Raw genomic sequence first — 25,854 nt, forward strand, 5'->3', positions numbered from 1 at the left:
CCTTTTAAACCGGGGCTTTCAGCCACACGAAGCAACAAAGCAAACGCGACTGTAGGGCAAACAGCACACCCGGGGGGCTCCCAAAGCGAACATTTCGACTATGATACTCCGGTGTGCCCAGTTGGCCTGAGCAGCACAGTACTACTGAAAATATATGTTTCTTGGAGATACACCATGTCTAATCGCCAAACCGGCACCGTTAAATGGTTCAACGATGAAAAAGGCTTCGGCTTCATCACTCCTCAAGGTGGCGGTGACGACCTGTTCGTACACTTCAAAGCTATCGAAAGCGACGGTTTCAAAAGCCTGAAAGAAGGCCAGACCGTTTCCTTCGTGGCTGAGAAAGGCCAAAAGGGTATGCAAGCTGCACAAGTCCGCGCTGAGTAATTTTCAGCCGCACTAAAAAAACCCCGTCCATGTGACGGGGTTTTTTATGGGCGAAGCAAAAGCCTGGAGCGATCAGCCGCAGTTGACGCGGGTGACCATCAGGTTGTTGTCGGTGTTCAGGTTCAGACGATCGGAGCGGTATTCCAGGGTCACCATGTCATCAGGCTTGAGGAACCGGGCATTCTGCGCGCCTGCGCGGGTACGCGCCTGCTCCAGCAATTGGGGCGAAGCCTTTTTGCCAATCGTGAACTCGGCAGCCTTTGCCTCACAACGGCTGCGGCCAGTGTCGGTCGCCACAGGGTCCTTTGCCGACTCGGTGGACGTACTGCTGCAACCGGCCAGCAGAGTGGCGGCCAACAAAGTACCCAATGACGCGAGCTTCCAAGGCATGAAGCCTCCTTTTTTCAATAGTTAAGCTGAGATCGTGCGACCGCCATTTTGGCGTTTGGTTTCAAGGCGGGCGCTATCGCCCCGCCCTCGATCCGGGCAGCGTCGAGTGTGCCTGAGCATTGGCATGCCGTTCATCACTCAATCGTGACTGAATATGAACGGTGCTCAATAAACGTCGATGTAGTCGAAAGGCGGTTTCGGCCAGTTCTGCTTGAGCGCATTGAAAATCTGCATGACCCAGACCTCGTCGCTGGCCGCGACCATTCCGACATAACCGGACCCCTTGGCCCAGGTCTCCAGGCGAAACAGCAGCCCGTCGATGTCCGTGCCGCCCACAATGCCCGACGAAATGTAGGCGATGCCGCCCTTGGTGACCCGCAGCTGGGTGTGTTCATCGTCGCTGGCAGAAGCCAGCAGCTGACGCACCGCTTCGAGGGTCAAGCCGTCAGGAATGTTCAAATCGATCTGCACAGCACGGTCCTTGAAAATTCATCAAAGACCAAGTGTCGCATAGCCCTCCCCTCATGCCTAAGTCGGAGTGCCAAACGCCGCGCAAAATGGTTAACTCGACACTCAGACATCCTGATTTCACGAGCGCCATCATGACCACCGTAAGCATCGATGCCAATATCACAATCAAGTGGCCACAGGGTCACAGCTCTTACAGCCCGGGCAGCCCGGAAGAGTTGGCAATCATTGGTATCGATTTGCTGGTCAAGGAATTGGGGACGCAGGCCGCTCAGACCTTCATCACTCAGGTTCTCGAGAGGTACCCTGCCGATTATATGGGCCTGACAGATAGCGAGTGAACGTAAAAACCCGCAGGCTGGCACCTGCGGGCCTATGACTTACTTCAAGCGAGCCAGACGCTGAGTCAGCAGGTCGAAGAAGCCCTGAGCGTCGCCATTTTCAACCCAGAAGGCATTTTTCGGTGCTTTCAGACCGTCATACCAGTCGACGATGGTCTGGCCGAAGGTCGGCCCTTCACGGCTATCAACCACTACGTTGACCGAACGCCCTGTGAACAACTCTGGCTTGAGCAGGTAAGCGATGACTGTGGCGTCATGCACCGGGCCACCCGGAATGCCGTAGTGCTCCATGTCACCTTTGACGTATTCGTTGAGAATATCGCCCACCAGCTTGCTGGCATTATTGTCCAATGCGGCGATTTGCTTCAGGCGCGCGTCACTGGTCAGGATCTTGTGGGTCACGTCCAGCGGCAAGTAAGTCAGCTTGACGCCACTTTTCAGCACTACTTCCGCGGCCTGAGGGTCGGCGAACAGGTTGAATTCGGCCACCGGGGTGATGTTGCCGCCGTTGAAGTGCGCACCACCCATGATCACCACTTCCTTGATGCCCTGAACGATTTCAGGCTCCTGGATCAGCGCCAGGGCCAGGTTGGTTTGCGGGCCGAGCATGGCGATGGTGATGCTGTGGGGTTTGGCGGCCTTCAGGGTGTCGATCAGATAGTTGACCGCATTGCCTTCGGCCAGGCCTTTCTTCGGCTCGTGCACCGTGACACCCGACAAGCCTTCCTTGCCGTGGATGTTCTCGGCATAGATCGGCGTGCGCATCATGGGTTTCGGTGCACCCGCGTAAACTGGCACCTCCTCGCGCCCTGCCCACTCACGGGCCAGACGCGCATTACGCGAGGTCTTGTCCAGACGCACGTTGCCAGCAACGGTGGTCAGCGCACGAATATTCAGCTCTTCGGGCGATGCCAGGGCAAACAGCAAGGCGACCACGTCATCGGCACCCGGATCGGTGTCGATGATCAAGTCGATCTTCTCCGCCGCTTGGGCGCTTGTTGCGGTAATCAGGGACAAAAGCAGCAGACTCCGGAGCAGGTGGTGCAGTTTCTGAGCATAGCGGTGCATAGCGCACTCCTTGTGCGTGGGAAGAACGGACAGTTAAAACGTTACTCCAGCCACCAGCACGATGTTGCAGTACGGCTGACATTCGCCTGTACGAATAATCGCCCGTGCTTGTCGGCTGAGTGCTTTGAATTGGTCATGACTGAGCAGTTCGCGTCGACCCAGCGCACCTTCGGCATTCAGTTCATCCAGCGCGCTCAAGGCCGACGGTTTCTTGTCCAGAATCTCATGGGCCAGCACATGGCTTTCGACCTGCATTTCGCTGAGCACGACCTTCAAGGTACTGACGAAATCCGGAATGCCGTGGGTCAAGGCCAGGTCGATCAATTCGACGCCGGGCGGAACCGGCAGGCCGGCATCGCCGATCACGACCGTATCGCCATGGCCCAGGGAGGCGATCAGCCGCGACAGCGCGACGTTGAGCAAAGGAGTCTTTTTCATGGTGCTTTAAACGCCTGTACGTCGGACAAGGTGGGAATCGAAGGTTGCGCGCCGGCCCGGGTGACCGACAGCGCAGCGGCGACCTGACCGAAACGGATCGCATCGGCCTCGCTTTTGCCGGCCGCCAGCGCCGCGGCGAAACCACCAACGAACGTGTCGCCGGCTGCAGTGGTATCGACCGCCTTCACTTTCGCTGCCGGGAAATGCTCGAAGCGTGTGCCATCGGCGAACAGTGATCCTTGAGAGCCCAGGGTGATGATCACTTTGCCGGCGCCCATGGCGATCAAGCGGGTGGCGGCGGTTTTGGCGGTGCTCAGGGAGTCCACCGGCAAACCGCTCAAGGCCGAGGCTTCGCTTTCGTTGGGTATCAGGTAATCGATGGCTGCATACCAATCCGCCGGCAGCGGGCGACTGGCCGGCGCCGGATTGAGAATCACGGTTTTACCCAGCTCACGACCGCGCTTCAGAGCATGGCCGACTGTGGCATCCGGCACTTCCAGCTGACAGATGATGACATCCGCCGCTTGTAACACCGCGTCGAAACGGTCGATCACTTCGGGCGTCAGCGCACCGTTGGCACCGGCAACAATCACGATCGCGTTCTGACTGTTGTCATCGACCACGATCAACGCCACACCGCTGGAATCTTCGACGGTACTGACCGCCTGGCAATCGATCTGCTCGGCCAACAACGCCCCGCGCAACGCTTCGCCATAGGCGTCGCTGCCGACACAACCGACCATCGACACCTGCGCCCCCAGCCGCGCCGCAGCCACAGCCTGGTTCGCGCCCTTGCCGCCGGAAACCGTGGCAAACGATTTGCCGATCAGCGTTTCACCACCACGGGGCAACCGTGGCGCCCGGGTTACCAGGTCCATGTTCAGGCTGCCTATTACCACTACTTTTGCTGGCATACATCACTACTCATCAATTCTGTTTCTGCGGTGCTTTTGGTTTCAGCGGTGCTTTCGTTTCAGCGGTATTGGGCAAACACACCAGCCAGCGGCGCGGTCGATTCGCGCAGGACAATACTGGGCGTCACGATGCGCTGATCGGTCGCCAGATCCGGCGTGGCAATCCTGCGCAACAGCACTTCAGCCGCCATCTCGCCAAGCTGCAGGATCGACTGGCCCACGGTGGTCAGCGCCGGATAGACGTATCGACTCATCTGGATATCGTCGAAGCCGATCACCGACAACTCGGTGGGTACACGAATATTGCGCTCGGCAGCGGCGCGCAACACACCGATGCCAATCATGTCGTTGCCGGCGAAGATCGCGCTGGGCGGGTTCTTTTCCAACAGGATCGCGGCGGCGTTGTAACCGCCGGTGCTGGTGAAGTCGCTTTCCAGCATGCGCTCGCGCGGCACTTCGACGCCCGCCTCTTTCAAGGCGCGGCAATAACCGGCCAGACGCATCTGCGCCACGCTGGTACTCGCCGGCCCGCCAATCGTGGCGATGTCCCGGTGCCCCAACTCCAGCAAATGCCGGGTCGCCAGATAGGCGCCATATTCGTGATCGATGCGTACCAGGTCGGCATCGAGACCTTCGAGCCCACGGTCGACGATCACCATTGGGGTACGCACACCCGCCAGACCTTCGGCCAGGCCGCTATCACCCCCGGCCGAGGCAACGATCAAGCCGTCAATGCGTTTTTCCAGCAACACGCGAAGGTAGCTGCGTTGCTTGTCCGGGTTGTCGTCGGAGTTGCAGAGGATGACGCAATAGCCGTTGCGCTCGCAGTAATCCTCGATGCCACGGGCCAACTCGGCGAAGTACGGGTTGAGGCTATTAGGTACCAGCAGGCCGATGGTCGCGGTGGTTTTCGCTTTCAATGACCGAGCCACGGCACTGGGCACGTAGTCGAGGCTTTTGATCGCTGCCTCGACCTTGATCCGTACTTCCTCACTGACCGGCCGCGTCTTGTTCACCACGTGGGAAACCGTGGTATAGGAAATGCCCGCGAGTGCCGCTACATCCTTGATTGTTGCCATGACTCAGGTCCGCCGGCTTGCGCGCTGACTGCGATAAGTATCAAGCACCACCGCCACCACGATAACCGCACCGGTGATGATGCGTTTGGTTGGCTCGGTCGCGCCGATCTGCGCCAGACCAGCCGCCAGTACCGAGATGATCAGTACACCGAAGAAGGTGCTGATCACCGAACCGCGCCCACCCATCAGGCTGGTGCCGCCGATCACCACTGCGGCGATCACCTGCAGCTCCAGGCCGGAGCCGGCGTTCGGGTCCGCCGCTTCCAGGCGAGAAATCTGAAACAACGCAGCGATACCGGCCAGCAGCCCCATCAGACTGAAGACCAGGATCTTGTAAGGTTTCGGATTGATCCCCGCCAGACGCACCGCCTCTTCGTTGGTGCCGATGCCGATCAGGTAACGACCGAACACTGTACGCGTCAGCACGGCCTGGGCGATGAAGATAATCAGCAAGGCAATGATGAATGACGGCGAGATGCCGAACGCGATCGGGTTGGACAGCCAGGCGAAGGCATCACCGATGTAGGCGGTGCGCGAACCGGTCATCTGATACGCCAGGCCCCGCGCCATCTCCAGCACGCCGAGGGACACGATGAACGACGGAATCCGCCACGCCACGGTGATCGAGCCGGTGATAGTCCCGGCCAATGCCGCTACCGCCATACCAAGCAAGGCCGCAGGCAAGACGCTCCAGCCCCAACCGAGAATCGCCACGCTGACCGCCGAGGCTGCGAGCGCCAGCACCGAACCCACCGACAAATCGATGCCACCTATGATCAACACAAACGTCATGCCGACCGCCAGCACCATCAAATCGGGAATCTGGTTGGCCAGGGTGCTGAAGGTGTCGTAAGACAGGAAATGGCTGCTCAACACCGAGAACAGCGCGACCATCGCCAGCAAGGCACCGGCCAGGCCCAGATAGGTGCCAAGGCCGTAAAAATTGCCACTACGTTTGCCGGCCAAAGATGCAGTATTCATGGAAGATCCCTAGGCGCTGCTTCGTTGAGCAACGCATCACGTTTTTGGTAGCCGGCGAAAGCGGCGGCAAGCAAATCATCCTGGGTCCAGCTGTCACGCTCGAAAGTGTCAATCAGACGCCCTGCCGACAGCACACCGATGCGATCGCAGATCAGCATCAGTTCGCGCAGGTCGCTGGACACCACCACCAGCGCTTTGCCCTGACGGGTCAACTCACCGAGTAATGCGTAGATATCGAACTTGGCGCCGACGTCGATGCCACGGGTCGGCTCGTCGAACAGCATCACCGAACAGTCGCGCTCGAGCCAGCGGCCGATCACGACTTTCTGCTGATTGCCGCCGGACAGTTCCGAGACCAATTGCGTCGGACTTGAACTGCGAATGCGCATGGCGTCGATCTGACGCTGGGCCAGGAACATCTCGTCAGCGTTGTTGACGAAGCCGCCGCTGGAAATCACCGGCATGTTGCCCAAGGCAATGTTGGCGCTGATCGATTGCGTCAGCAGCAGGCCTTCGCCTTTGCGGTCTTCGGTGATCAGGGCGATGCCGTGACCAACCGCGTCGGCTGGCGAGCGAATATCCACCACCTGGGCCGGCGAACCCAGCGCGACCGTGCCGCTATCGGCTGTATCAGCGCCGAAGATCAGGCGCAGCAACTCAGTGCGCCCTGCCCCGATCAAACCGGAAATTCCGAAAATTTCACCGGCGCGCACTTCGAAGGACACATCGCGGACTTTGTCGGAACGGGTCAACCCTTTGACCGTCAAGGCCGGAACGCCGATGTTGCGCGGTCCCATGTCGATGTGTTCGCCCAACTCACGGCCGACCATCAGGGTGACCAGTTGCTCGCTGTTGTAATTGGCCATCGGCTCGACACAGACCAGGTTACCGTCGCGCAATACCGCAATGCGCTGGGCCACCCGAGCCAATTCTTCGAGGCGGTGGGAAATGTAGATGATCGACACGCCACGAGCCTGCAGGCGAGTGATCTGCTCGAACAGCATTTCGACTTCACGGGCCGTGAGCATTGCTGTCGGCTCGTCGAGAATCAGCACGTGGCAATCGCCGATCAGATTGCGGGCGATCTCCACCATCTGCTGATGGCCGATACCCAGTTCGCCAACCAACGTATCTGGATCGATGGCATCCAAGCCAACCTGGGCCATGGCCTCGATCGCCGCCTTGCGCAATTGCTTGCGGCTGATCCAGCCACCGTGGCTAGGCAGGTTGTCAAGAAACAGGTTTTCCGCCACCGACAATGTCGGCAACAGATTGAGTTCTTGCATGACCATGCGGATGCCCAGCTCTTCGGCCTGGCTCCGGCTGCCAGGACGGTAATCCTGCCCCTGGAATTGCATATGGCCGGTGGTCGGCGTCACCAGTCCGCCAATGATTTTCGACAGCGTGCTTTTGCCGGCACCATTCTCGCCAGTCAGCGCCAGCACTTCGCCGCGCATCAGCGTCAGGTCGATACCGGTGAGGACGGGTTGGGCATAGGTCTTACCGATACCGCTGACCGAGAGGACAGCGTTCGGGGCGCAAACAGACATAAAACTCTCCATGTGCTCGCCCCAGGAGGCGAGCACCGTTGTGTCGCCAGAAGGACTACTTGGTAACCAGCTCTACCGGAGTTTCAATGACGCCATTAACGCCGCTATCGACTGTCTCGCCTTTGATGATTTTCAGCGCAGTCTCGATGCCGAACACCGCTTGCCGGGCAGCAAACTGGTCGGCGGTGGCCAGGACGCGGCCATCCTTGAGCATTGGCTTGATGGCGTTGATGTTGTCGTAACCGACCACTTGCACCTTGCCGGCCTTGCCCGCCGCGCGCACGGCAGATACTGCGCCGACGGCCATGCTGTCGTTGCCGGCCAACAGGGCCTTGATGTTCGGGTATTCGCTGAGCATCGACGAAGCAACCTTGCCGCCCTTGTCGATTTCCCAATCACCGGACTGCAGGGACACGACTTTGATCTGCGCCGCCTCCATCGCATCCTTGAAGCCCGCCGTGCGCTGCTGGGCGTTGGTGGTGGTGGAAACGCCTTCAATGATGCCGACTTCATCACCGGCCTTCAGCTGTTTGGCCAGGTACTCACCCACCAGACGCGCGCCTTTGCGGTTGTCCGGGCCTACGAACGGAACGGTGATGTTTTTGCTTTTGACCACGGCCGGGTCCAACTGGTTATCGATGTTGATCACGGTGATGCCGGCATCGACTGCTTTCTTGATGACCGGGACCATGGCCTTGGAGTCTGCCGGGGCGATGACCAATGCGTTGACTTTGGACAAAATCATTTGCTCGACGATACGCGTCTGGCCGGCCGTGTCCGTTTCGTCCTTGATGCCGTTGGAGATCAGCTCGAAGTCGCCGGAATGGTCTTTCTGGTAGGCCTTGGCGCCGTCTTCCATGGTCAGGAAGAATTCGTTGGCCAGGGATTTCATGACCAGTGCGACTTTAGGTTTTTCAGGGGTTTCGGCGAATACCGAAGAGACAGGTAAAGCGGCGGATGCGGCCGCCAGCATAGCGACAGCGAGAAGACGTCCAGCGAATGGCAGCTTCATGGGTTCACTCCGATCTTATGATTATTCTGAGCAACGCTTGCGCTGGAGTAACCTGCGGGACTCTGACCCTCACTGGATCCAGCCATCAAGGTGACCGCGCAAACGTTTGCGTAGACCGAACTATGCGAACCCTGTCGAGATTTGTCAACGCCCGTTCTGTCTCTCGGCTGGCTCTTTTACATCACGCCGTGGTGCTGACCAGGCTGCCACTGCTGGAACCCTTGGCCAGCTCTTTCACAAGATTGCCAGTCACTTGCGCGAGCGCACCGCTGGTATCGGCGATTTGCCCCTGAATCGACATGACAGCGGTGGCTTTGGCTTCCGGAGTCGGATAATTCGCTGCCTGAGCGGCCGCCAATTGCTGCTGCTGTTCGCGCAGTTGCTGCTGCAGTTCCTGCATGCGCTTGAGCAATACCTGCACCGCAATACTTTGATTGCTGCTTTTTTCGGATTTGGTTTCGCCTTGAGTCTGCGCAGAACCACCGGTTCTGACTTGGTTGTCGCTCCCCTCCTCTTCGCCCAGCGCTTGGGCCGAGGCGTCGGACGTCGCTTCACTCAAGGCATTGATGGTCGCCGGCGACTTGCCCGCGATAATGATTGCGCCTGCATTTGGAAAACCGACAGTAAATGACATGTGAACTCCTGGAAAAGATCCCTTTAGAGGAGCATCGACCTGCGCGGGGGTTTCTTTAGCACTGATTTCCGATTTTGCAAGGCGACTTTCTCAATGAAGGTCGGAGAGCCGAACGTAAAAGCTGCACATGTTCGGAAACCCGGACGACCAAGTACGAATATTTTTCCGAACGTTTCAATAATTCCTATAAAAATCATCATGTTAAAAGATCTCATTGTGGTGTATCAGGCTGGTACAGATCCTGCTCTTCTCATACACCCCCAGCGTTCAGATCTGCTTGGGGCCGTGTCTAGATGAACCTGCATCCGCAACGTTTCACTACGAGAGAAAACAATAATGAAATCTGCCTTCAACACTTTTATTCCGGGCGCTTTGGCCCTGCTATTGCTTCTGCCCACCGCCCTTCAGGCAAAAGAAGTCGAAACCCAACAGAAACTGGCGAACGTGGTGATCCTGGCCACCGGCGGCACCATTGCCGGCGCGGGCGCCAGCACCGCCAACAGCGCCACCTATCAAGCGGCGAAAGTCGGCATTGAACAATTGATCGCAGGGGTTCCGGAACTGAGCCAATTGGCCAACGTTCGCGGCGAACAGGTCATGCAGATCGCGTCCGAAAGCATCACCAACGACAACCTGCTGCAACTGGGCCGTCGCGTGGCTGAGCTGGCCGACAGCAAAGACGTCGATGGCATTGTTATCACCCACGGCACCGACACGCTGGAAGAAACCGCTTTCTTCCTCAATCTGGTGGAAAAAACCGACAAGCCGATCATCGTCGTCGGCTCCATGCGCCCAGGCACCGCCATGTCGGCCGACGGCATGCTGAACCTGTACAACGCCGTCGCCGTGGCCAGCAGCAAAGACGCGCGCGGCAAAGGCGTACTGGTGACCATGAACGATGAAATCCAGTCGGGCCGCGATGTCAGCAAAATGGTCAACATCAAGACCGAGGCATTCAAAAGTGCCTGGGGCCCACTGGGCATGGTGGTCGAAGGCAAATCCTACTGGTTCCGCCTGCCAGCCAAGCGCCATACCATGGACTCGGAATTCGACATCAAAACCATCAAGAGCCTTCCTGACGTGGAAATTGCCTATTCCTATGGCAACGTCAGCGACACCGCCTACAAAGCCCTGGCTCAATCGGGCGCCAAAGCCATCATCCATGCCGGCACCGGCAATGGCTCGGTCTCGTCCCGCGTGGTTCCGGCCCTGCAAGCCCTGCGCAAGGACGGCGTACAAGTCATTCGTTCTTCCCACGTCAACGCCGGTGGTTTCGTACTGCGTAACGCCGAACAGCCTGACGACAAGTACGACTGGGTTGTGGCTAACGACCTGAACCCGCAAAAAGCCCGCATCCTGGCCATGGTCGCGTTGACCAAGACCAACGACAGCAAAGAGCTGCAACGGATGTTCTGGGAATACTGATCCGCCCTCGCCCGACCTGTTCCCGGTCGGGCACCGCCATCACCACTCGCCAGCCCTGGCGAGTGGTTCACGACTTCTTCCGATAAAAAATTTCCCACCGTCCTACACCAAACGGAAAAAACCACTGTCAGAGGATTTTCTTGAATTTTAAGCAGTTGCGAAAATGCTTACAGTTAAATACTGTATGCACGTACAGCTTAATAAGGATAATTCCGTGGCCACTTCCTCTGTCTCTCCTGACGCCTATGAACGCCTGGGTATGCGCGTTCAGAAAATCATCAATTCCCCCACCGCCCAAAAAGCCAAAGCTGCACTGATCTTCCGTCTTCCGGACGAACCCGTGGATGAGTGGGAACGCTTGCTCGAAGAAATCGACGAGAACGACAACGTCACCCTCGCCCATCGCGACGATGGCGGTGTGCAGATTTTCTGGGTTGTGCCGAAGGAAGACTGAGTCAATGAGTGTCCGCTGGTTTGCTTTACTGCTGCTGTTCATCACCCTCGGCGCCCAGGCTGGCGCCCCACGCACCTTCAACGAAGCCAAGAAAGTCGCGTGGAAGTTGTACGCCCCGCAATCCACCGAGTTTTATTGCGGCTGCAAATACACCGGTAACCGTGTAGACCTCGCCGCCTGCGGTTATGTGCCGCGCAAAAACGCCAAACGCGCCTCGCGCATCGAGTGGGAACACATTGTTCCGGCGTGGCAGATCGGTCATCAGCGCGAATGCTGGCAACAAGGCGGGCGCAAAAACTGCACGCGGTACGACCCGACCTATCAGAAAGCCGAGGCCGATCTGCACAATCTGGTGCCAAGCATTGGCGAGGTGAATGGCGATCGCAGCAACTTCAGCTTCGGCTGGTTGCCGGTGCAAACCGGTCAATACGGTTCGTGCCTGACACAGGTCGACTTCAAGGCGAAGAAGGTCATGCCCCGCCCTTCCATTCGCGGCATGATCGCCCGGACTTACTTCTACATGAGCAAGCAGTACGGCTTGCGCCTGTCAAAACAGGATCGGCAACTGTATGAAGCCTGGAACAAGACTTATCCGGTACAGACTTGGGAACGTCAGCGCAATCAGAGTGTTGCTTGCGTGATGGGGCGCGGCAACGAATTTGTCGGCCCGGTGGACATGAAAACCTGCGGCTGACCGACTGCTGAAAACACAAAGGCCTGGGGCATTACACCCCAGGCCTTTTTCGTTTCTAACCGTCGCTTTTGTGTTATTGGGCCGTCGGGTGCTCAACGACCAGCGCCTCGATGTTCCTTTTTTTCGCCCGGGTGAGCGCAGCCGTCACTTCAGCTTGTTTGGCTTCGGCCTCGGCTTTCGAATTGAATGGCCCGACCAGAATACGAACCTTCCCATTATCCCTGATGACGCTGGAAACGAAGCTATGCTCAATCAACCAGCCGCTCAGGTCGCTGACCGCCTGGGGCGTTTCGCCGCGCACCTCGACGTCCCATTGTGGACCGGTTGTCGCCGCGGGTGCGGAAGCGACTGTCGGTTGGGGCTTTTGCGCGTCAACCCCCTTACCCTCATCGCACCCGACCAACGTCAATACTGCGATTACCAAGGCCATTTTGCGCACAACGCTTCCCTCTGAATGCTGAAAGCGGCGATTTTAACACTCATGGATCCTGTTCGAGCGCCGCAAAATGGGCGCAAAACAACGAGAATGATGGTTGCGGCCTCTGTATAGTTACGCCTTGGGAATTAATGCAGCATCTGCGCGTCAGAAAGAGGCACCCAAACTGCGAGACTTCGCACTAATCTATACCTATACCGACCTCTGCACTGTCCAAATCAGGTGCCCTACAAAGCAATCAAGGAGAAAACCATGCTGATACTCACCCGCAAAGTCGGTGAAAGCATAAACATCGGTGACAACATAACGATCACCATTCTGGGCGTTAGCGGCCAGCAAGTCAGGATTGGCATCAACGCCCCGAAAGACGTTGCGGTGCATCGCGAAGAAATCTATCAACGCATTCAGGCCGGCCTGACCGCCCCAGACAAACCGCAAACACCCTGAATCCTGCTGTGGTCAGTAGCCAGCCCATTCAGCCTCGAATATCGGCTGGCTAAAGATTCAAGCACCGCATCGCTCTGCGCCCAACCTCACTGCGACACAGTCGCAACGTGGAGCCGATACTAGCGCCCCCTCTCATGCCATGACTGTCAGACGTTTCGGATTTACTGCGAGAAAAGAGCTTCCTCCTTCCTGACTAACCAAACGTTATCCCACGCGCCATGCCCGTGGCGGCCACGACCATCAGCACCAACAGCAGCGCTTCGATATGACTGATACGGGCAAACAGCGTTGCGCGCCCGGTATCGATCGCCGCCCCACGCCCCAGCGCAATCCGCCATTTGATCAGCGCCACCATCGGCGCAATTTCAAGCAACAGGATAAAGACGAAGAGCGTCATCTTGAGATGAAACAGCGGTTGGTGAAGATAGTAATCAGTGCCTTTTTCATACCCGCCAAAGGCTCGCACCCCCCCCGTGACCAAGAGAATGACTGCAGAGATCCCCCACAGATTATCCGCAACCAAAACGCTGCGCGCTTCCCCCGCCCCGGCAATCAGGCGACGTAAAGCTGTACCGCGGGTCAGTACTGCCCAGAAGCCCAGCGCAAAGGCCAAGAGGTGAATCGCCGCCAGAAACCAGTGAGCCAGCATCGACATACTCCTTACAGATGAAGTTTAAACAGCCCTACAGTAGTAGTTCATCGGAGGAGATTTGCCTACGCACCTGGTTCCGCTGATTACCCGCACATCACCACCGCCAGGGCGACCGATTTGCCGGGTGTTTCAACGTCGGACTCAATTGGCACACAGCGGGCACAAAAAAGCCGGGCTCCTGAGGGATACCCGGCTTTTGAGAACTTTGGACTTAATCCGTTCTTTTTGAAGTCGAAGTGCGAGCGTTACTCAACCCTTTCGTGTTGTGATCGCCAGGCTTGGAGGCCGAAATGGCAGAGGCCTTCGCCACCCCTCGCGTATCCTTGGAATGAGCAATGCCCGAAGTGACTGAACCACGACCACGATCACCGTTACGATCGCTACCGTAGTGGTTGCCGCTGAGACCATGGTCCCGAACGGCCCTGCCTGCGTGATCACTGCTCAAGCCTGCGCCACGGCCATTGCTGCTGACACCGCCAGAATGGCCTGAATTACCGCTGCCACCATGACCACCGCCGTTACCACCACCGTTACCGCCGCCATTGCCACCGCCGCTACCGCCGCCGTTACCACCACCACCACCACCACCACCACCACCACCACCACCATCTTTCGCGTAGGCGGAACTCATGATGGACAGATCAGCGGGCAATAATGGGGCGGCTGCAAGCATCATCACGCACGACATGACAGCTGCAAAACTTTTATTTTTTAATAACATGGGTGGGTTCCGTGAGGTTGATATTGCACGAAGTAATTGACCGATTCGGCGCCACACAGTTCAAAGGTCAACGACCAACGGGCAGGCAATGTGCAGTTATCGAACAATGCACATTGCTTCCCGTAGTTTTATTGGTCGTTATGCAGCGAGGGAGCGATTGGAATCTGTCGTTTTCACTTCAATCGAATGCGCCATTGAGAACCTCGTAGATGATCCCGGTAGCGATCGCCACCAATATCAAGTCAGTGCCAGCCTGCCGCCACTCGTAGCCATCGTAGTGTGGAAGCCTGCCGAGCAATCGGCCATCGAGTTTCTTGGCGATCCCCGGCGGTAGCGGTTTTCCGCGGGCGAGATTTTTTTGAATGCCGGGTGGCAAGGCGGGCCCAGGGCTCCAGTAATCGCGATAACCACCCACGATTCCAAGAACACTTCCGTGATTGATGCTCGGACCGTGACTCCAATCGTCACCCCCTGAACCTTTGCCTTTGTTTCCATGGCTGGCGTTGCCATGGTCCTGGATGTTTTGTGGATTTCCCTTGCCGCTTCCCTGGCCCTTCCCGTTTCCCGGGTCGGCCAATGCAGTCATTGAACCGGACGCCAAGGCAAGACACGTCATAGCGGCAATCAACGAGCGAGATCTAAACATATCCGTTCTCTCAGAAAGGGGATGCCCCCTGCAATGTAGACGGTTATGGCTGTATTAGTTCAGAAACTGTGTTCACTGGAGCGACAGGGCCAGACGGGGAAATCGAACGAATGGAGAGCAGAGCTGGCCCAGTTAGTTGATAGCTGGGCCAGCTGAAACACTAACAACCACTCCCGCCCCAAGCCAGTCATCTGCACCACCTGGCTGCCAGCAAGTCGCTTACAACGGGCAGATAGCGATAACTTCATAGCCATTGCCTGCGGAGCTGATCTGCACGGTCCAGCCTTGCGCAAAAACCATGTCATGGTCCTCGACAATGGCACTTATGACGGGACAAAGCTCTCTGGCTTCCTCTGGAGAGCTGTCTACTGAGATGTTGACCGAACGATCCTCGGCAGAGAATTCGGAGGCTTGGGTCAAGGCGTCGTTGCCATCCAGCATTTTGCAGAGCAATGAGGCGTTCTCGACGGACTTGTCTGTAGCACCGGCGTGAGCCAATTGAATCGTCGCAATCGTCAGTAAAAAGAACATACCCGCTGCGTATTTATTTCTCACTTCCATGTTCCTTGGATGGGGTGAAGAAATACTAATTCATGAGCGTCTAGTCCTGAAATAAGTTGCAGCTGCTAGTAGCGCCTCATAGCCGATCCGTTGCCGACATCCCGCCAGTAGCGCCCGCACCAGGAATAGTTTTTTGGAATATTTTTGCAGTGGGAGTTTTGCAAATCGCAAACAACAAAAAAGGGCCCACCTTTCGGTGGGCCCTTCTAGACCGCCCAGCAGAGCGGATTTTGTTTGGTAGGCGCGATTGGACTCGAACCAACGACCCCCACCATGTCAAGGTGGTGCTCTAACCAACTGAGCTACGTGCCTGCTGTGAGGCGGCATTCTACGGAATTCCGAAGGGGTGTCAACACCTTTTTTTCACCTAACCCTATGAATATGCAAAATATTTAATTTTGCCGTGGCAAAGAAGATTTTCCGGTGGCTGGCGGTCGTTTTTTAACTCGGGTAGGATCGATGCACTCGTAAAATATATTAAACAGAGGCTGCAGGATGGCGAACACTCCCTACCCAGAGTCCTATTACGCCGCGTCGGCTAATGCGGCGCCGCCGCGCCCGGCCTTGCAGGATGATGTAGAGACTGATGTCTGTGTCATCGGCGCCGGTTATACCGGCCTGTCCTCTGCCCTGTTCCTGCTGGAGAACGGTTTTCGGGTAGCGGTTCTGGAAGCCGCCAAAGTGGGTTTTGGCGCATCGGGGCGCAACGGTGGCCAGATCGTTAACAGCTACAGCCGTGATATCGATGTGATCGAGCGCAGTGTCGGCCCCAAGCAAGCTCAGCTATTGGGGCAAATGGCGTTCGAGGGCGGACGGATCATTCGTGAGCGGGTGGCCAAATACAACATCCAGTGCGACCTGAAGGACGGCGGCGTGTTTGCCGCCATTACCGCCAAGCAGATGGGCCATCTGGAATCCCAAAAGCGCCTGTGGGAGCGTTTCGGTCACACGCAACTTGAGCTACTGGATCAGCGACGCATCCGTGAAGTGGTGGCGTGCGATCAATACGTCGGCGGCATGCTCGACATGAGCGGCGGGCATATTCATCCGCTCAATCTTGTCTTGGGCGAGGCAGCCGCCGTGGAGTCGCTGGGCGGCACCATTTACGAACAGTCGCCAGCGGTGCGCATCGAGCGCGGCGCCAATCCGGTGGTGCATACGCCTCAAGGCAAGGTCAGGGCCAAATTCATCATCGTCGCCGGCAACGCGTACATTGGTAACCTAGTCCCAGAACTGGCGGCCAAGTCGATGCCCTGCGGGACTCAAGTGATCGCCACCGAACCCTTAGGCGATGAATTGGCCAAGCGCCTGTTGCCTCAGGACTACTGCGTCGAAGATTGTAACTACCTGCTTGATTACTACCGCCTGAGCGCTGACAAACGCCTGATTTTCGGCGGCGGCGTGGTCTATGGCGCGCGCGATCCGGCGAACATCGAGGCGATCATTCGACCGAAGATGCTCAAGGCCTTCCCGCAGCTCAAGGACGTGAAAATCGATTACGCATGGACCGGCAATTTCCTGCTGACTTTGTCGCGCCTTCCCCAGGTCGGACGACTGGGCGACAACATCTACTATTCCCAAGGTTGCAGCGGCCATGGCGTGACGTATACGCACCTGGCGGGCAAGGTACTGGCCGAAGCATTGCGCGGTCAGGCCGAGCGCTTCGACGCCTTTGCCGACCTGCCCCACTACCCGTTCCCCGGCGGACAATTGCTGCGTACACCGTTCGCTGCGTTGGGCGCCTGGTATTACGGATTGCGGGACAAGTTCGGATACTGATCGATAGAGGTGAAAAGGGGCCGCTGAATGCGGCCAATGCCAGTCAGTTAAAGTGCGGGAACCTGTGGGAGCGGGCTTGCTCGCGAAAGCGGTGAATCAGGTGACATCAATGTTGGCTGTGCCTCCGTCTTCGCGAGCAAGCCCGCTCCCACATGGATTGCGCTTTCCCCGATCTTGCCACGTCCACCCGCGAGCGCATGACACCACACGGCAACGCCCTTCCCTGTGGCGCAGCGCATGGCTGGATCGATTCAGAAGTCGACCGTTGCCGAAAGGAGGTAGGTGCGCGGGGTCGCAAGTGTCAAGCCAGGCTCGCTGTCATCCGAGGCCCCAGCCGAACTCCAGTAGCGTTTGTCCGCCACGTTCTCGACATTGGCACGCAGGGTGATGTTCTTTTCATCGATCTTGAACGCGTAACGTGCACCCACGTCGAAACGCTCCCAGGAGTCGATTTCCTTGTTGTTGGACTGGTCCAGATACTGCGAACTGGAATAGAGGCCGCGACTGGTCAGGGTCAGACCCTGTACGGTCGGTACATCCCACTCGGCGCCCAGGTTGACGTTGTATTTCGGCGTGGCTGGTGCCCGGTTGCCGTCGAAGGTGCCATTGGTGGTGTTGGTCAACTCGCTGTCGATGTACATGACACCGCCGAGCAGGCGAAAACCTTTGAGCGGCTCACCGAACACACTCAGCTCCACACCCGTGTTCTCACGCTTGCCGTTCGGGCCGAAAACCCGCGTCGTGGCGTTGGTCTCATAGGCCGGTTGTTTGATCCGGAACACCGCAGCGGTCACGGCGAACGCACCCGCATCATACTTGGCGCCGACCTCAACCTGCCGGCTGATGAATGGCGGGAAGATCTCGTCCTCGTTCACCGAGGTCGACGGCGCGATCTTGCCCTGGCTCAGACCCTCCATGTAGTTGGCATACAGCGACAGTTTATCGGTTGCCTTGAACAGGATGCCGCCCGACGGCGAAACCTTTTCCTCATCGTAGGCCGTGGCGCCTTTGACATCATCCGTCCAGTCGTCAACTTTCACGCGCTGCCAGCGAGCACCGAGGGTCAGCAGCAGCTGGTCATCGAAGAAACCCAGAGTGTCGGACAACGCCACGCCGCTGAAGCGGTTCTCGGTGTAGACCTTCGAATCGAGTCGAGTGGGTCTGCCGGGTGTTGGTGTTTCCACGGGATTGTAGAGGTTGCTGCGGGCCGTGGCATAACGGGCGCCGCCATTCTCGAAGTCCATGTAGAAATAGCTGGCGGCCAGGTTGACCTCATGGCTCACCGGGCCGGTATGAAACCAGTTGCGCACCCCTGCCGTGGCCGTCCGGACATTTTCGTCACGGGTGAAGTCACGCGGCTGAACGCTGAAATCGCCGGCGTCATTGGTGACTGCAACAGCATGCCGGAGAAAGTCATGGTTGCTTTTACGCGCGCCCACACCGCCGTACATCATGACGGAATCGCTGACATCGAATTCACCGTTCACCGTCCCGAAAGTGTCGTTGGTACTCGCCTTGCTCCAGGACTGCGCATAGTTGTGGCGCACATCGTTCGCATTCGGCACCTTCGCATTGGCGCCGACCTGCACGCGCTCCTGCGGGGCGTCGGTATCACGCTCGGTGCGCCCGATGTCCGTCGAGAGTCGCAGGCGTTCACCGCGAAAATCCAGGCCCAGCACGGCCATCTCGCGGTCGACACTCTGGTGATCCCATTCGGTGTCGCCGGACTGCTTCACGCCGTTGAAGCGAATACCGAACTTATTGTCTTCACCAAAGCGCCGGCCGACATCCACGGCACCGCCAACCTGATTGTCGGAAGCGTAGCTACCGGTAAACGAAGTGATGGGCTTGTCGGTCGCGCGTTTGGGCACCACGTTGATCCCGCCACCCACACTGCCCCGCGGCGATATGCCGTTGATGAGCTGGCTCGGGCCCTTGATGATGTCGACGCGGTCGGCCATCTCCATGTCGATCGTATAGGTCGGCAAGATGCCGTAGAGACCGTTGTAGGCGACATCACTGTTGAACAGGCTGAACCCGCGAATGGTGAACTGCTCATAACGCCCACCCGCCGGGTTGGTGGCGCGAACCGAAGGATCGCTGGCGATCAGATCACCCAAGGTACGAGCCTGCAGGTTTTTGACCGCCTCGCCGGTGTAGGTGGTCATGCTGAACGGCGTTTCCATGAAGTCTTTGGAGCCTAGCAAGCCTTGCGAACCGCGGCGCGCGACCTGGCCGCCGGCATACACCTCGCCATCCGCCCCGCCCGTGGCACCGAGAATCGAGGTGGGGGCCAGTTGCAGGCTGCTGCCCTCTGGCGCCGGGGTCAGGATGTAGGCCTGTTCGCCCACCGGCTTCAGCTGCAGACCGGAACCCTGCAACAGCCGGGCAAAGCCCTCCTCGACCGCGAACTCGCCGGAAAGACCAGGGCTGGTGCGACCGCCCACCAGCGCCGGGCTCACCGAGAGATTGACGCCAGACAGGCCGGCGAAGCGTGTCAGTGCATCGCTCAGGCTGCCGGCAGGCACCTGATAATTTCGCCGGGCACTGTCTTCGGCCCAACTGGCCGTGATGAACAACGGACTGGCACTCAGACCCAACAACAGGCTCAGGTGCAACAACGGACGCAGGCGGGAGGAAGCCGGACGCGGACAGCAAAGTATGACTGCGGGCATTGATAGAGCTCTCTTGATTCGTTCACATGCCTTGAATGACAAGCGAGTCGAAAAAAGGGGACAGGCTTTCCTAATGGCAAGCTCAGAATCTGTGGGAGCGTGGCTTGCCCGCGATGAACGATGACGCGCAATACCTGAAAAACCGCGGTGCATGCTTCGCGGGCAAGCCACGCTCCCACAGGATTTTCGTCGGGCTTCACACACTATTTTTACGCGGCAGCAACGTCACCCAGTAACGCGTACGCGAATGCACCTCCAGCGGCAGGCTGGCCGTGAGCAACGCGAGGACGCGATCGGTGTCGTCCAGGCGGAAACTGCCGGTGACACGCAACGCTTCAAGCTCCAGCTCCCAACGCAGCACACCCGGTCGATAAGTGCTGAGTTCGCGCAGGAAATCCCCCAACGGCTGGTTTTTTGCCATCAGCACGCCTTCTCGCCAACCGGGCGCAAGCACATCAAATGGGCTGATCGGCCCGACACCGGCTGCCTGAAGACTGACTTGTTGACCACTGCGCAAAGCCAACGCCGACCCCTGCAAAGGCTGCAATTGCACGGCGCCGTTGTACACCGACACGCTGCAACCGCGCGCCTCCTGACGAACACAGACTTCGCTTTGGCTGACGCTGATCTGCCCAAACTTCGTCTGGATCGTCAGCGGCGACGCGCTCGGAACCTTCAGCGACAGCTCGCCCTCAATCAGCTTCAAGCGACGGCTCTGCAAATCCACATCGATGGCACTGGCCGTGTTGAGCTGCAAGGAACTGCCATCAGCAAGCCGCACCTGTTTGCGCTCCCCGGTGGCCGTATGCAGATCGGCTCGCCAGACATCCAGCGGCAATTGTCGGCTGATCAGCCAAGCGGCCGGCACCAACGCCACCGCACCCAATGCACGCTTGAGAACCACTCGCCGCCCCGGCTCGGGGCGATCCAGACTTTTAAGCGCCAACGCTGAAGGCAGATCGGCAAACCGCTGACGCAAGGCTTGAGCCTTCTGCCAAGCCTGCTCGTGACTGACGCAACTGTCGCGCCAACGCTGCAGACTCGCATGATCCTGCTCGTTGGCACTTCCAGATTCCAGTAAGGCGAGCCACTGCGCGGCAGCTCGCACCGCCTGACGGGCATCGGGCACCGGACTGTTCACAGCTCCACCAACAGACAATGTTCGTAGGCTTGCGCCATGTAGCGCTTGATCGTGCGCTCCGACACCCGCAAGCGCTCGGCGATTTGCTGATAGTTCAAGCCTTCCAGCTGACTCCAGAGAAACGCCCTACGCACTGCCGCCGGCAATCCATCGAGCAATTCATCCAGGGCTTGCAGGGTTTCGAGCAACAACCAGCGCTGCTCGGGCGACGGCACACAGTCTTCCGGCAACGCCGCCAGTGCCGTCAGATAAGCCTGCTCGAGGCTTCGACGTTTATAGAAATTACTCAGCAGGCGTTTGCCCACGGTCAGCAGATAGGCACGAGGCTCTTGCAGATCGGCAATTCGTTGAGAGCTGGCGAGCAAGCGCAGGAACGTATCGTGGCTCAAATCCGCCGCATCACAGCCATTGCCCATGCGTCTTCTCAACCAGCCTTCAAGCCAGCCACGGTGATCGCGGTACAGGTCGTGGAAGGTTTGCTCCTTCGGCATCGCTGCATCACTCATCTCAAGAAGCCCTGTGCCAAGGAGTTATCGTAAATGAGAGTGATTCTAATTAATGCTGAAGCTGTGAACCAAGTCCTTTATGCAATTGGTGCGCAGAAAAAACTTGCGGGAAGGACATGAGAGAGGAAAAGCCAAATCGCAGACACAAAAAACCCCGGTCTTTCGACCAGGGTCTTTGCTATCGACTCGAAGATTGCCAACGGCTTTCTTCGTAGCTCCAAGGCGTTCAGTAGGCCTTGAGGCAGATATGGCGCAGCGGACGGGACTCGAACCCGCGACCCCCGGCGTGACAGGCCGGTATTCTAACCGACTGAACTACCGCTGCGTATCGCTTTGGACTTTCGCCCAAGTAACTCGTCTGACTGGAAAGCTTCGAGGCTTTTCAATCTCGAGGCAGGTAAACCTGACTCGGAAAATATGGCGCAGCGGACGGGACTCGAACCCGCGACCCCCGGCGTGACAGGCCGGTATTCTAACCGACTGAACTACCGCTGCGCGTCGGTGGAGGCTTTTAAAAGCTTCCTTCTTGCTTTCGCAAGACTCTCGGAAGTGGTGGGTGATGACGGGATCGAACCGCCGACATTCTGCTTGTAAGGCAGACGCTCTCCCAGCTGAGCTAATCACCCGTTTGCATCTCCGAGGCCGCGAAATTTACGCAGGTACCGAAGCTAAGTCAATACCCCGCTTGAAGTTTTTCTGAAAAAGACAAAATTGTGTCTTACACAGTCAGACCGCTTTCGCGAGCAAGCCCGCTCCCGCACTGGATCTGCGGCGCACCACAGGTTTGTGATCGACATAAACTCAGTGTGGGAGCGGGCTTGCTCGCGAAGACGGCGGTACATTCAACATCAATGCTGGCTACATCCATCGCAGCCACACCTGGATTTACTCGCTGTAAATCATCTTCTTGGTCATGCCACCATCGACCACGAATTCCTGGCCCGTGACGAACCCGGCGTTCTTCGACAGCAACCACGCCACCATCGCCGCCACGTCCTCGACCGTCCCTACCCTGCCCGCCGGATGCTGCGCATGATCGGCGTCGGTCAGCGGTTCGGCACGCCGTGCCGCCGGATCTCGCGCATCGATCCAGCCGGGGCTGACCGCGTTGACGCGAATCTCCGGCCCCAAACTGATGGCCAGAGCGTGAGTCAGAGCCAACAGACCGCCCTTGCTCGCCGCATAAGCCTCTGTGTCGGGTTCTGACTGGCCGGCACGGGTCGAGGCCAGATTGACGATGGCGCCGCTGTGAGCACGCAGGTACGGCGCACAATGCTTGGCCAATAGCATCGGCCCGCTGAGGTTCACCGCCAAGACTCGGTTCCAGTAGGCCAGATCAAGGCTTTCCAGGGTGATGTTGTGCGGGTCGGCCACCGCCGCATTACACACCAGCGCGTCCAGGCGCCCGAACTGTCCCAGCACCTCGGCCACGCCCAGTGCCACCTGCGCTTCGTTCGCGACGTCCATGGCGATGAACCAGGCGTTTTCGCCAAGCACCTTCGCCACTTTCGAACCGCGCTCCCGATCCAGGTCGGTCAGCACCACCTGCCAGCCTTCGCTGATCAGCCAGGCCGCAATCCCCAGACCGATGCCGCGCGCAGCACCGGTGACCAGCGCGACGCGGCCATGGGTGCCCGTGCTCGGCGTCGACAACTCGATCACAAGGCAGCCAACCCGCGCGCCAGATCGGCCTGCAGGTCTGCCACGTCTTCCAGACCGACCGCAACACGGATCAGACTGTCACGAATCCCCGCCGCTTCACGCTCTTGCGGCGCGAGACGGCCATGAGAGGTGGTGCTCGGGTGCGTGATGGTGGTTTTGCTGTCGCCCAGGTTGGCGGTAATGGAGATCAGGCGAGTCGCATCGATAAAGCGCCAGGCCCCCTCTTTGCCGCCCTTGACCTCGAAACTCACGACCGCACCGAAACCCTTTTGCTGACGCTGGGCCAACTCGTGCTGCGGATGACTCTTGAGACCGGCGTAATGGACTTTCTCGATACCGTCCTGCTGCTCCAGCCACTCGGCCAGTTGCTGGGCATTGGCGCAGTGCGCCTTCATGCGCAGGCTCAGCGTTTCCAGCCCCTTGAGGAAGATCCAGGCGTTGAACGGGCTCAGGGTCGGCCCGGCGGTACGCAGAAAACCGACGACTTCTTTCATTTGTTCGCTACGACCGGCCACAACGCCGCCCATGCAGCGGCCTTGGCCGTCGATGAACTTGGTCGCCGAGTGCACAACGATGTCCGCGCCCAGCTTAAGTGGCTGCTGCAACGCAGGGGTGCAGAAGCAGTTGTCGACCACCAGCATCGTGCCCTTGGCGTGAGCAATTTCCGACAGCGCCTTGATGTCTACCAGTTCGGCCAGCGGGTTGGACGGCGACTCGACGAACAGCAACTTGGTGTTAGCCTTGATCGCCGCATCCCAGCCGGACAAGTCCGCCAGGGGCACGTAATCGACTTCGATGCCAAAGCGCTTGAAGTACTTTTCGAACAGGCTGATGGTCGAGCCAAACACGCTGCGCGAGACCAGAACATGGTCGCCGGCGCTGCACAAGCTCATCACCACCGCCATGATCGCGGCCATGCCGGTGGCGGTGGCGACGGCTTGCTCGGCGCTTTCCAGCGCGGCAATACGCTCTTCGAACGCGCGCACGGTCGGGTTGGTGTAGCGCGAGTAAACGTTGCCCGGCACTTCGCCGGCAAAGCGCGCGGCCGCGTCGGCGGCGGTACGGAATACGTAGCTGGAAGTGAAGAACATCGGATCACCGTGTTCGCCTTCCGGCGTGCGGTGCTGACCGGCGCGTACGGCCAGGGTATCGAACGCTACGCCTTCGAGGTCGCTGTCCAGCCGACCGGCATCCCAATCCTGACTCATGCTGTCACTCCTTTCCTTATTCTCGTAAATTAAAAGCCAGATACAAAACCGGCCCCTCAGGGCCGGTAGTTACTCAGTTGTTGTACAGATCAATGATCGCACTGACTGCCTGGGTCTTGACCTTGGAGGCATCGTTGCGCGCCTGCTCGATCTTGTTCAGGTAAGCCTCGTCGACGTCGCCGGTGACGTACTGGCCATCGAACACCGCGCAATCGAACTTGTCGATCTTGATCTTGCCGCCACCGACCGCTTCGATCAAGTCAGGCAGGTCCTGATAGATCAACCAGTCGGCGCCAATCAGGTCGGCAACGTCCTGGGTCGAACGGTTGTGGGCGATCAGCTCGTGAGCGCTCGGCATGTCGATGCCATAGACGTTCGGGTAACGCACGGCCGGGGCCGCGGAGCAGAAATAGACGTTTTTGGCGCCGGCTTCGCGAGCCATCTGGATGATTTGCTTGCAGGTGGTGCCGCGAACGATAGAGTCGTCCACCAGCATCACGTTCTTGCCGCGGAATTCCAGTTCGATGGCGTTGAGCTTCTGGCGTACGGATTTTTTCCGTGCAGCCTGACCCGGCATGATGAAGGTCCGGCCGATGTAGCGGTTCTTCACGAAGCCTTCGCGGAACTTGACGCCCAAGTGGTTCGCCAGCTCCAGGGCCGCGGTGCGACTGGTGTCCGGAATAGGGATGACCACGTCGATGTCGTGATCCGGACGCTCGCGCAGGATCTTCTCGGCAAGCTTCTCACCCATGCGCAGGCGGGCCTTGTAGACCGAGACGCCGTCGATGATCGAGTCCGGACGCGCCAGGTAGACGTGTTCGAAAATGCACGGAGTCAGGGACGGATTGGTCGCGCACTGACGGGTGTGCAGCTTGCCGTCTTCAGTGATGTAGACCGCTTCGCCCGGTGCCAGGTCGCGAATCAGGGTGAAACCGAGTACGTCCAGCGAAACGCTTTCGGAGGCAATCATGTACTCGACGCCTTCGTCGGTGTGACGCTGACCGAAAACGATCGGACGGATGCCGTGCGGATCACGGAAACCGACGATACCGTAACCGGTCACCATCGCCACGACCGCGTAACCACCGACACAACGGTTGTGCACGTCGGTGACGGCCGCGAACACGTCTTCTTCAGTCGGCTGCAACTTGCCACGCTGGGCCAGCTCGTGTGCGAACACGTTGAGCAGCACTTCCGAATCGGAGTTGGTGTTGACGTGGCGCAGGTCAGATTCGTAAATCTCCTTCGCCAGCTGTTCAACGTTGGTCAGGTTACCGTTATGCGCCAGAGTGATGCCATATGGCGAGTTGACGTAAAACGGTTGAGCTTCGGCCGAGGTCGAGCTGCCCGCGGTCGGGTAACGCACATGGCCAATGCCCATGTGGCCGACCAGGCGCTGCATGTGACGCTGATGGAACACGTCACGCACCAGGCCATTGTCCTTGCGCAGGAATAACCGGCCATCATGGCTGGTCACGATACCGGCAGCGTCCTGGCCGCGGTGCTGGAGGACGGTTAGCGCGTCATACAGCGCCTGATTGACGTTCGACTTACCGACGATACCGACGATGCCACACATGCGACG

28 protein-coding genes and 4 tRNA genes are annotated in these 25,854 nt (G+C 58.5%); 7 read left to right on the forward strand and 25 right to left on the reverse strand.

All coding sequences use genetic code 11. From position 1 onward, the window contains the following. Positions 1 to 174 precede the first annotated feature (174 nt). The gene (locus tag PSH65_RS20320; protein ID WP_007905882.1) at positions 175 to 387 is read left to right on the forward strand and encodes a cold-shock protein; all 213 of its coding nucleotides are present in this window, start codon (positions 175 to 177) and stop codon (positions 385 to 387) included. Positions 388 to 459: 72 nt separating this feature from the next. On the opposite strand, the gene PSH65_RS20325 is transcribed toward PSH65_RS20320, so the two are convergent. Together PSH65_RS20325 and PSH65_RS20330 are read right to left on the reverse strand one after the other, a co-directional pair. Next, the gene (locus PSH65_RS20325; RefSeq protein WP_305422052.1) at positions 460 to 777 is read right to left on the reverse strand and encodes an I78 family peptidase inhibitor; all 318 of its coding nucleotides are present in this window, start codon (positions 775 to 777) and stop codon (positions 460 to 462) included. Between the two features lie 165 nt (positions 778 to 942). Further along, positions 943 to 1,248, reverse strand: coding sequence for a hypothetical protein (locus tag PSH65_RS20330; RefSeq protein WP_305422053.1), 306 nt, complete (start codon positions 1,246 to 1,248; stop codon positions 943 to 945). A gap of 131 nt (positions 1,249 to 1,379) precedes the next feature. Here PSH65_RS20330 and PSH65_RS20335 point away from each other — a divergent pair, with 131 nt between their 5' ends. Then, on the forward strand, positions 1,380 to 1,586 hold the full coding sequence (locus PSH65_RS20335) for a hypothetical protein (RefSeq protein WP_305422055.1): 207 nt from the start codon (positions 1,380 to 1,382) through the stop codon (positions 1,584 to 1,586). Between the two features lie 39 nt (positions 1,587 to 1,625). Here PSH65_RS20335 and PSH65_RS20340 read toward each other — a convergent pair whose 3' ends face one another. The 8 genes from PSH65_RS20340 to PSH65_RS20375 all read right to left on the reverse strand — a co-directional run bounded on the left by PSH65_RS20340 (position 1,626) and on the right by PSH65_RS20375 (position 9,262). Then, entirely contained in the window at positions 1,626 to 2,654 is a 1,029-nt protein-coding gene (locus PSH65_RS20340) for a nucleoside hydrolase (RefSeq protein WP_305422057.1), read from the reverse strand. Positions 2,655 to 2,687: 33 nt separating this feature from the next. Next, positions 2,688 to 3,092: a D-ribose pyranase gene (rbsD, locus tag PSH65_RS20345; RefSeq protein ID WP_305422058.1), complete on the reverse strand. Its 405-nt coding sequence runs from the start codon at positions 3,090 to 3,092 to the stop codon at positions 2,688 to 2,690. Beyond that, positions 3,089 to 4,006, reverse strand: coding sequence for a ribokinase (gene rbsK / locus PSH65_RS20350; RefSeq protein WP_305422059.1), 918 nt, complete (start codon positions 4,004 to 4,006; stop codon positions 3,089 to 3,091). Before rbsK ends, rbsD begins: the two co-directional genes overlap by 4 nt. Before the next feature lie 59 nt (positions 4,007 to 4,065). Continuing rightward, complete coding sequence (locus tag PSH65_RS20355; RefSeq protein WP_305422061.1) at positions 4,066 to 5,085, reverse strand: LacI family DNA-binding transcriptional regulator; 1,020 nt, start codon at positions 5,083 to 5,085, stop codon at positions 4,066 to 4,068. Between the two features lie 3 nt (positions 5,086 to 5,088). Further along, the gene (locus tag PSH65_RS20360; protein ID WP_007905898.1) at positions 5,089 to 6,066 is read right to left on the reverse strand and encodes an ABC transporter permease; all 978 of its coding nucleotides are present in this window, start codon (positions 6,064 to 6,066) and stop codon (positions 5,089 to 5,091) included. After that, a complete protein-coding gene (locus tag PSH65_RS20365; protein ID WP_305422063.1) occupies positions 6,063 to 7,616 on the reverse strand; it encodes a sugar ABC transporter ATP-binding protein in 1,554 nt (517 codons plus the stop codon). The genes PSH65_RS20360 and PSH65_RS20365 overlap by 4 nt, the downstream gene beginning before the upstream one ends. A 55-nt stretch (positions 7,617 to 7,671) precedes the next feature. After that, positions 7,672 to 8,628: a sugar ABC transporter substrate-binding protein gene (locus PSH65_RS20370; RefSeq protein ID WP_305422064.1), complete on the reverse strand. Its 957-nt coding sequence runs from the start codon at positions 8,626 to 8,628 to the stop codon at positions 7,672 to 7,674. Between the two features lie 181 nt (positions 8,629 to 8,809). Continuing rightward, positions 8,810 to 9,262, reverse strand: coding sequence for a hypothetical protein (locus tag PSH65_RS20375; protein WP_305422065.1), 453 nt, complete (start codon positions 9,260 to 9,262; stop codon positions 8,810 to 8,812). 336 nt (positions 9,263 to 9,598) lie between these two features. Here PSH65_RS20375 and PSH65_RS20380 point away from each other — a divergent pair, with 336 nt between their 5' ends. The 3 genes from PSH65_RS20380 (at position 9,599) to PSH65_RS20390 (ending at position 11,835) form a co-directional block, all read left to right on the forward strand. Then, positions 9,599 to 10,687, forward strand: coding sequence for an asparaginase (locus PSH65_RS20380; RefSeq protein WP_305422066.1), 1,089 nt, complete (start codon positions 9,599 to 9,601; stop codon positions 10,685 to 10,687). A 163-nt stretch (positions 10,688 to 10,850) separates the two neighbouring features. Continuing rightward, on the forward strand, positions 10,851 to 11,141 hold the full coding sequence (locus PSH65_RS20385; protein ID WP_305422067.1) for a DUF1654 domain-containing protein: 291 nt from the start codon (positions 10,851 to 10,853) through the stop codon (positions 11,139 to 11,141). Between the two features lie 4 nt (positions 11,142 to 11,145). Further along, a complete protein-coding gene (locus PSH65_RS20390) occupies positions 11,146 to 11,835 on the forward strand; it encodes an endonuclease I family protein (RefSeq protein ID WP_305422069.1) in 690 nt (229 codons plus the stop codon). 73 nt (positions 11,836 to 11,908) lie between these two features. Here PSH65_RS20390 and PSH65_RS20395 read toward each other — a convergent pair whose 3' ends face one another. Then, the gene (locus PSH65_RS20395; protein ID WP_305422070.1) at positions 11,909 to 12,274 is read right to left on the reverse strand and encodes an SPOR domain-containing protein; all 366 of its coding nucleotides are present in this window, start codon (positions 12,272 to 12,274) and stop codon (positions 11,909 to 11,911) included. Between the two features lie 249 nt (positions 12,275 to 12,523). On the opposite strand from PSH65_RS20395, the gene csrA reads away from it, so the two are divergent. Further along, on the forward strand, positions 12,524 to 12,718 hold the full coding sequence (gene csrA / locus PSH65_RS20400) for a carbon storage regulator CsrA (RefSeq protein WP_007905913.1): 195 nt from the start codon (positions 12,524 to 12,526) through the stop codon (positions 12,716 to 12,718). A 193-nt stretch (positions 12,719 to 12,911) separates the two neighbouring features. Here csrA and PSH65_RS20405 read toward each other — a convergent pair whose 3' ends face one another. The 5 genes from PSH65_RS20405 to PSH65_RS20425 all read right to left on the reverse strand — a co-directional run bounded on the left by PSH65_RS20405 (position 12,912) and on the right by PSH65_RS20425 (position 15,610). Further along, positions 12,912 to 13,367 (reverse strand): DUF2214 family protein, encoded by a 456-nt coding sequence (locus PSH65_RS20405; RefSeq protein ID WP_305422072.1) that lies wholly within the window; start codon positions 13,365 to 13,367, stop codon positions 12,912 to 12,914. Between the two features lie 214 nt (positions 13,368 to 13,581). Beyond that, on the reverse strand, positions 13,582 to 14,091 hold the full coding sequence (locus PSH65_RS20410; RefSeq protein WP_305422073.1) for a hypothetical protein: 510 nt from the start codon (positions 14,089 to 14,091) through the stop codon (positions 13,582 to 13,584). A 178-nt stretch (positions 14,092 to 14,269) separates the two neighbouring features. After that, on the reverse strand, positions 14,270 to 14,737 hold the full coding sequence (locus PSH65_RS20415; protein ID WP_008007237.1) for an anti-virulence regulator CigR family protein: 468 nt from the start codon (positions 14,735 to 14,737) through the stop codon (positions 14,270 to 14,272). A 219-nt stretch (positions 14,738 to 14,956) separates the two neighbouring features. Continuing rightward, the gene (locus PSH65_RS20420) at positions 14,957 to 15,298 is read right to left on the reverse strand and encodes a hypothetical protein (RefSeq protein ID WP_305422074.1); all 342 of its coding nucleotides are present in this window, start codon (positions 15,296 to 15,298) and stop codon (positions 14,957 to 14,959) included. 235 nt (positions 15,299 to 15,533) lie between these two features. Beyond that, positions 15,534 to 15,610: transfer RNA gene (locus PSH65_RS20425), tRNA-Val, on the reverse strand. Positions 15,611 to 15,793: 183 nt separating this feature from the next. On the opposite strand from PSH65_RS20425, the gene PSH65_RS20430 reads away from it, so the two are divergent. Then, positions 15,794 to 17,077, forward strand: a complete 1,284-nt coding sequence (locus PSH65_RS20430) for an FAD-binding oxidoreductase (RefSeq protein WP_305422075.1) — start codon at positions 15,794 to 15,796, stop codon at positions 17,075 to 17,077. 251 nt (positions 17,078 to 17,328) lie between these two features. Here PSH65_RS20430 and PSH65_RS20435 read toward each other — a convergent pair whose 3' ends face one another. The 9 genes from PSH65_RS20435 to purF form a co-directional block, all read right to left on the reverse strand. Continuing rightward, positions 17,329 to 19,752, reverse strand: coding sequence for a TonB-dependent receptor (locus PSH65_RS20435; RefSeq protein ID WP_305422077.1), 2,424 nt, complete (start codon positions 19,750 to 19,752; stop codon positions 17,329 to 17,331). 196 nt (positions 19,753 to 19,948) lie between these two features. Then, a complete protein-coding gene (locus PSH65_RS20440; protein ID WP_305422079.1) occupies positions 19,949 to 20,893 on the reverse strand; it encodes a FecR domain-containing protein in 945 nt (314 codons plus the stop codon). Further along, complete coding sequence (locus PSH65_RS20445; protein ID WP_305422080.1) at positions 20,890 to 21,399, reverse strand: sigma-70 family RNA polymerase sigma factor; 510 nt, start codon at positions 21,397 to 21,399, stop codon at positions 20,890 to 20,892. The genes PSH65_RS20440 and PSH65_RS20445 overlap by 4 nt, the downstream gene beginning before the upstream one ends. 248 nt (positions 21,400 to 21,647) lie before the next feature. Then, positions 21,648 to 21,724 (reverse strand) — tRNA-Asp (locus PSH65_RS20450). A 93-nt stretch (positions 21,725 to 21,817) separates the two neighbouring features. Continuing rightward, positions 21,818 to 21,894, reverse strand: a tRNA-Asp gene (locus PSH65_RS20455). Positions 21,895 to 21,949: 55 nt separating this feature from the next. Further along, positions 21,950 to 22,025 (reverse strand) — tRNA-Val (locus tag PSH65_RS20460). A 259-nt stretch (positions 22,026 to 22,284) separates the two neighbouring features. After that, entirely contained in the window at positions 22,285 to 23,061 is a 777-nt protein-coding gene (locus PSH65_RS20465; protein WP_305422082.1) for an SDR family oxidoreductase, read from the reverse strand. Then, the gene (locus PSH65_RS20470) at positions 23,058 to 24,269 is read right to left on the reverse strand and encodes an O-succinylhomoserine sulfhydrylase (RefSeq protein ID WP_048395135.1); all 1,212 of its coding nucleotides are present in this window, start codon (positions 24,267 to 24,269) and stop codon (positions 23,058 to 23,060) included. Before PSH65_RS20470 ends, PSH65_RS20465 begins: the two co-directional genes overlap by 4 nt. 73 nt (positions 24,270 to 24,342) lie before the next feature. Then, entirely contained in the window at positions 24,343 to 25,848 is a 1,506-nt protein-coding gene (purF, locus tag PSH65_RS20475; protein WP_007935163.1) for an amidophosphoribosyltransferase, read from the reverse strand. Positions 25,849 to 25,854 lie beyond the last annotated feature (6 nt).

Source organism: Pseudomonas sp. FP603 (assembly GCF_030687415.1).
GTDB classification, from domain to species: Bacteria; Pseudomonadota; Gammaproteobacteria; order Pseudomonadales; family Pseudomonadaceae; genus Aquipseudomonas; species Aquipseudomonas wuhanensis.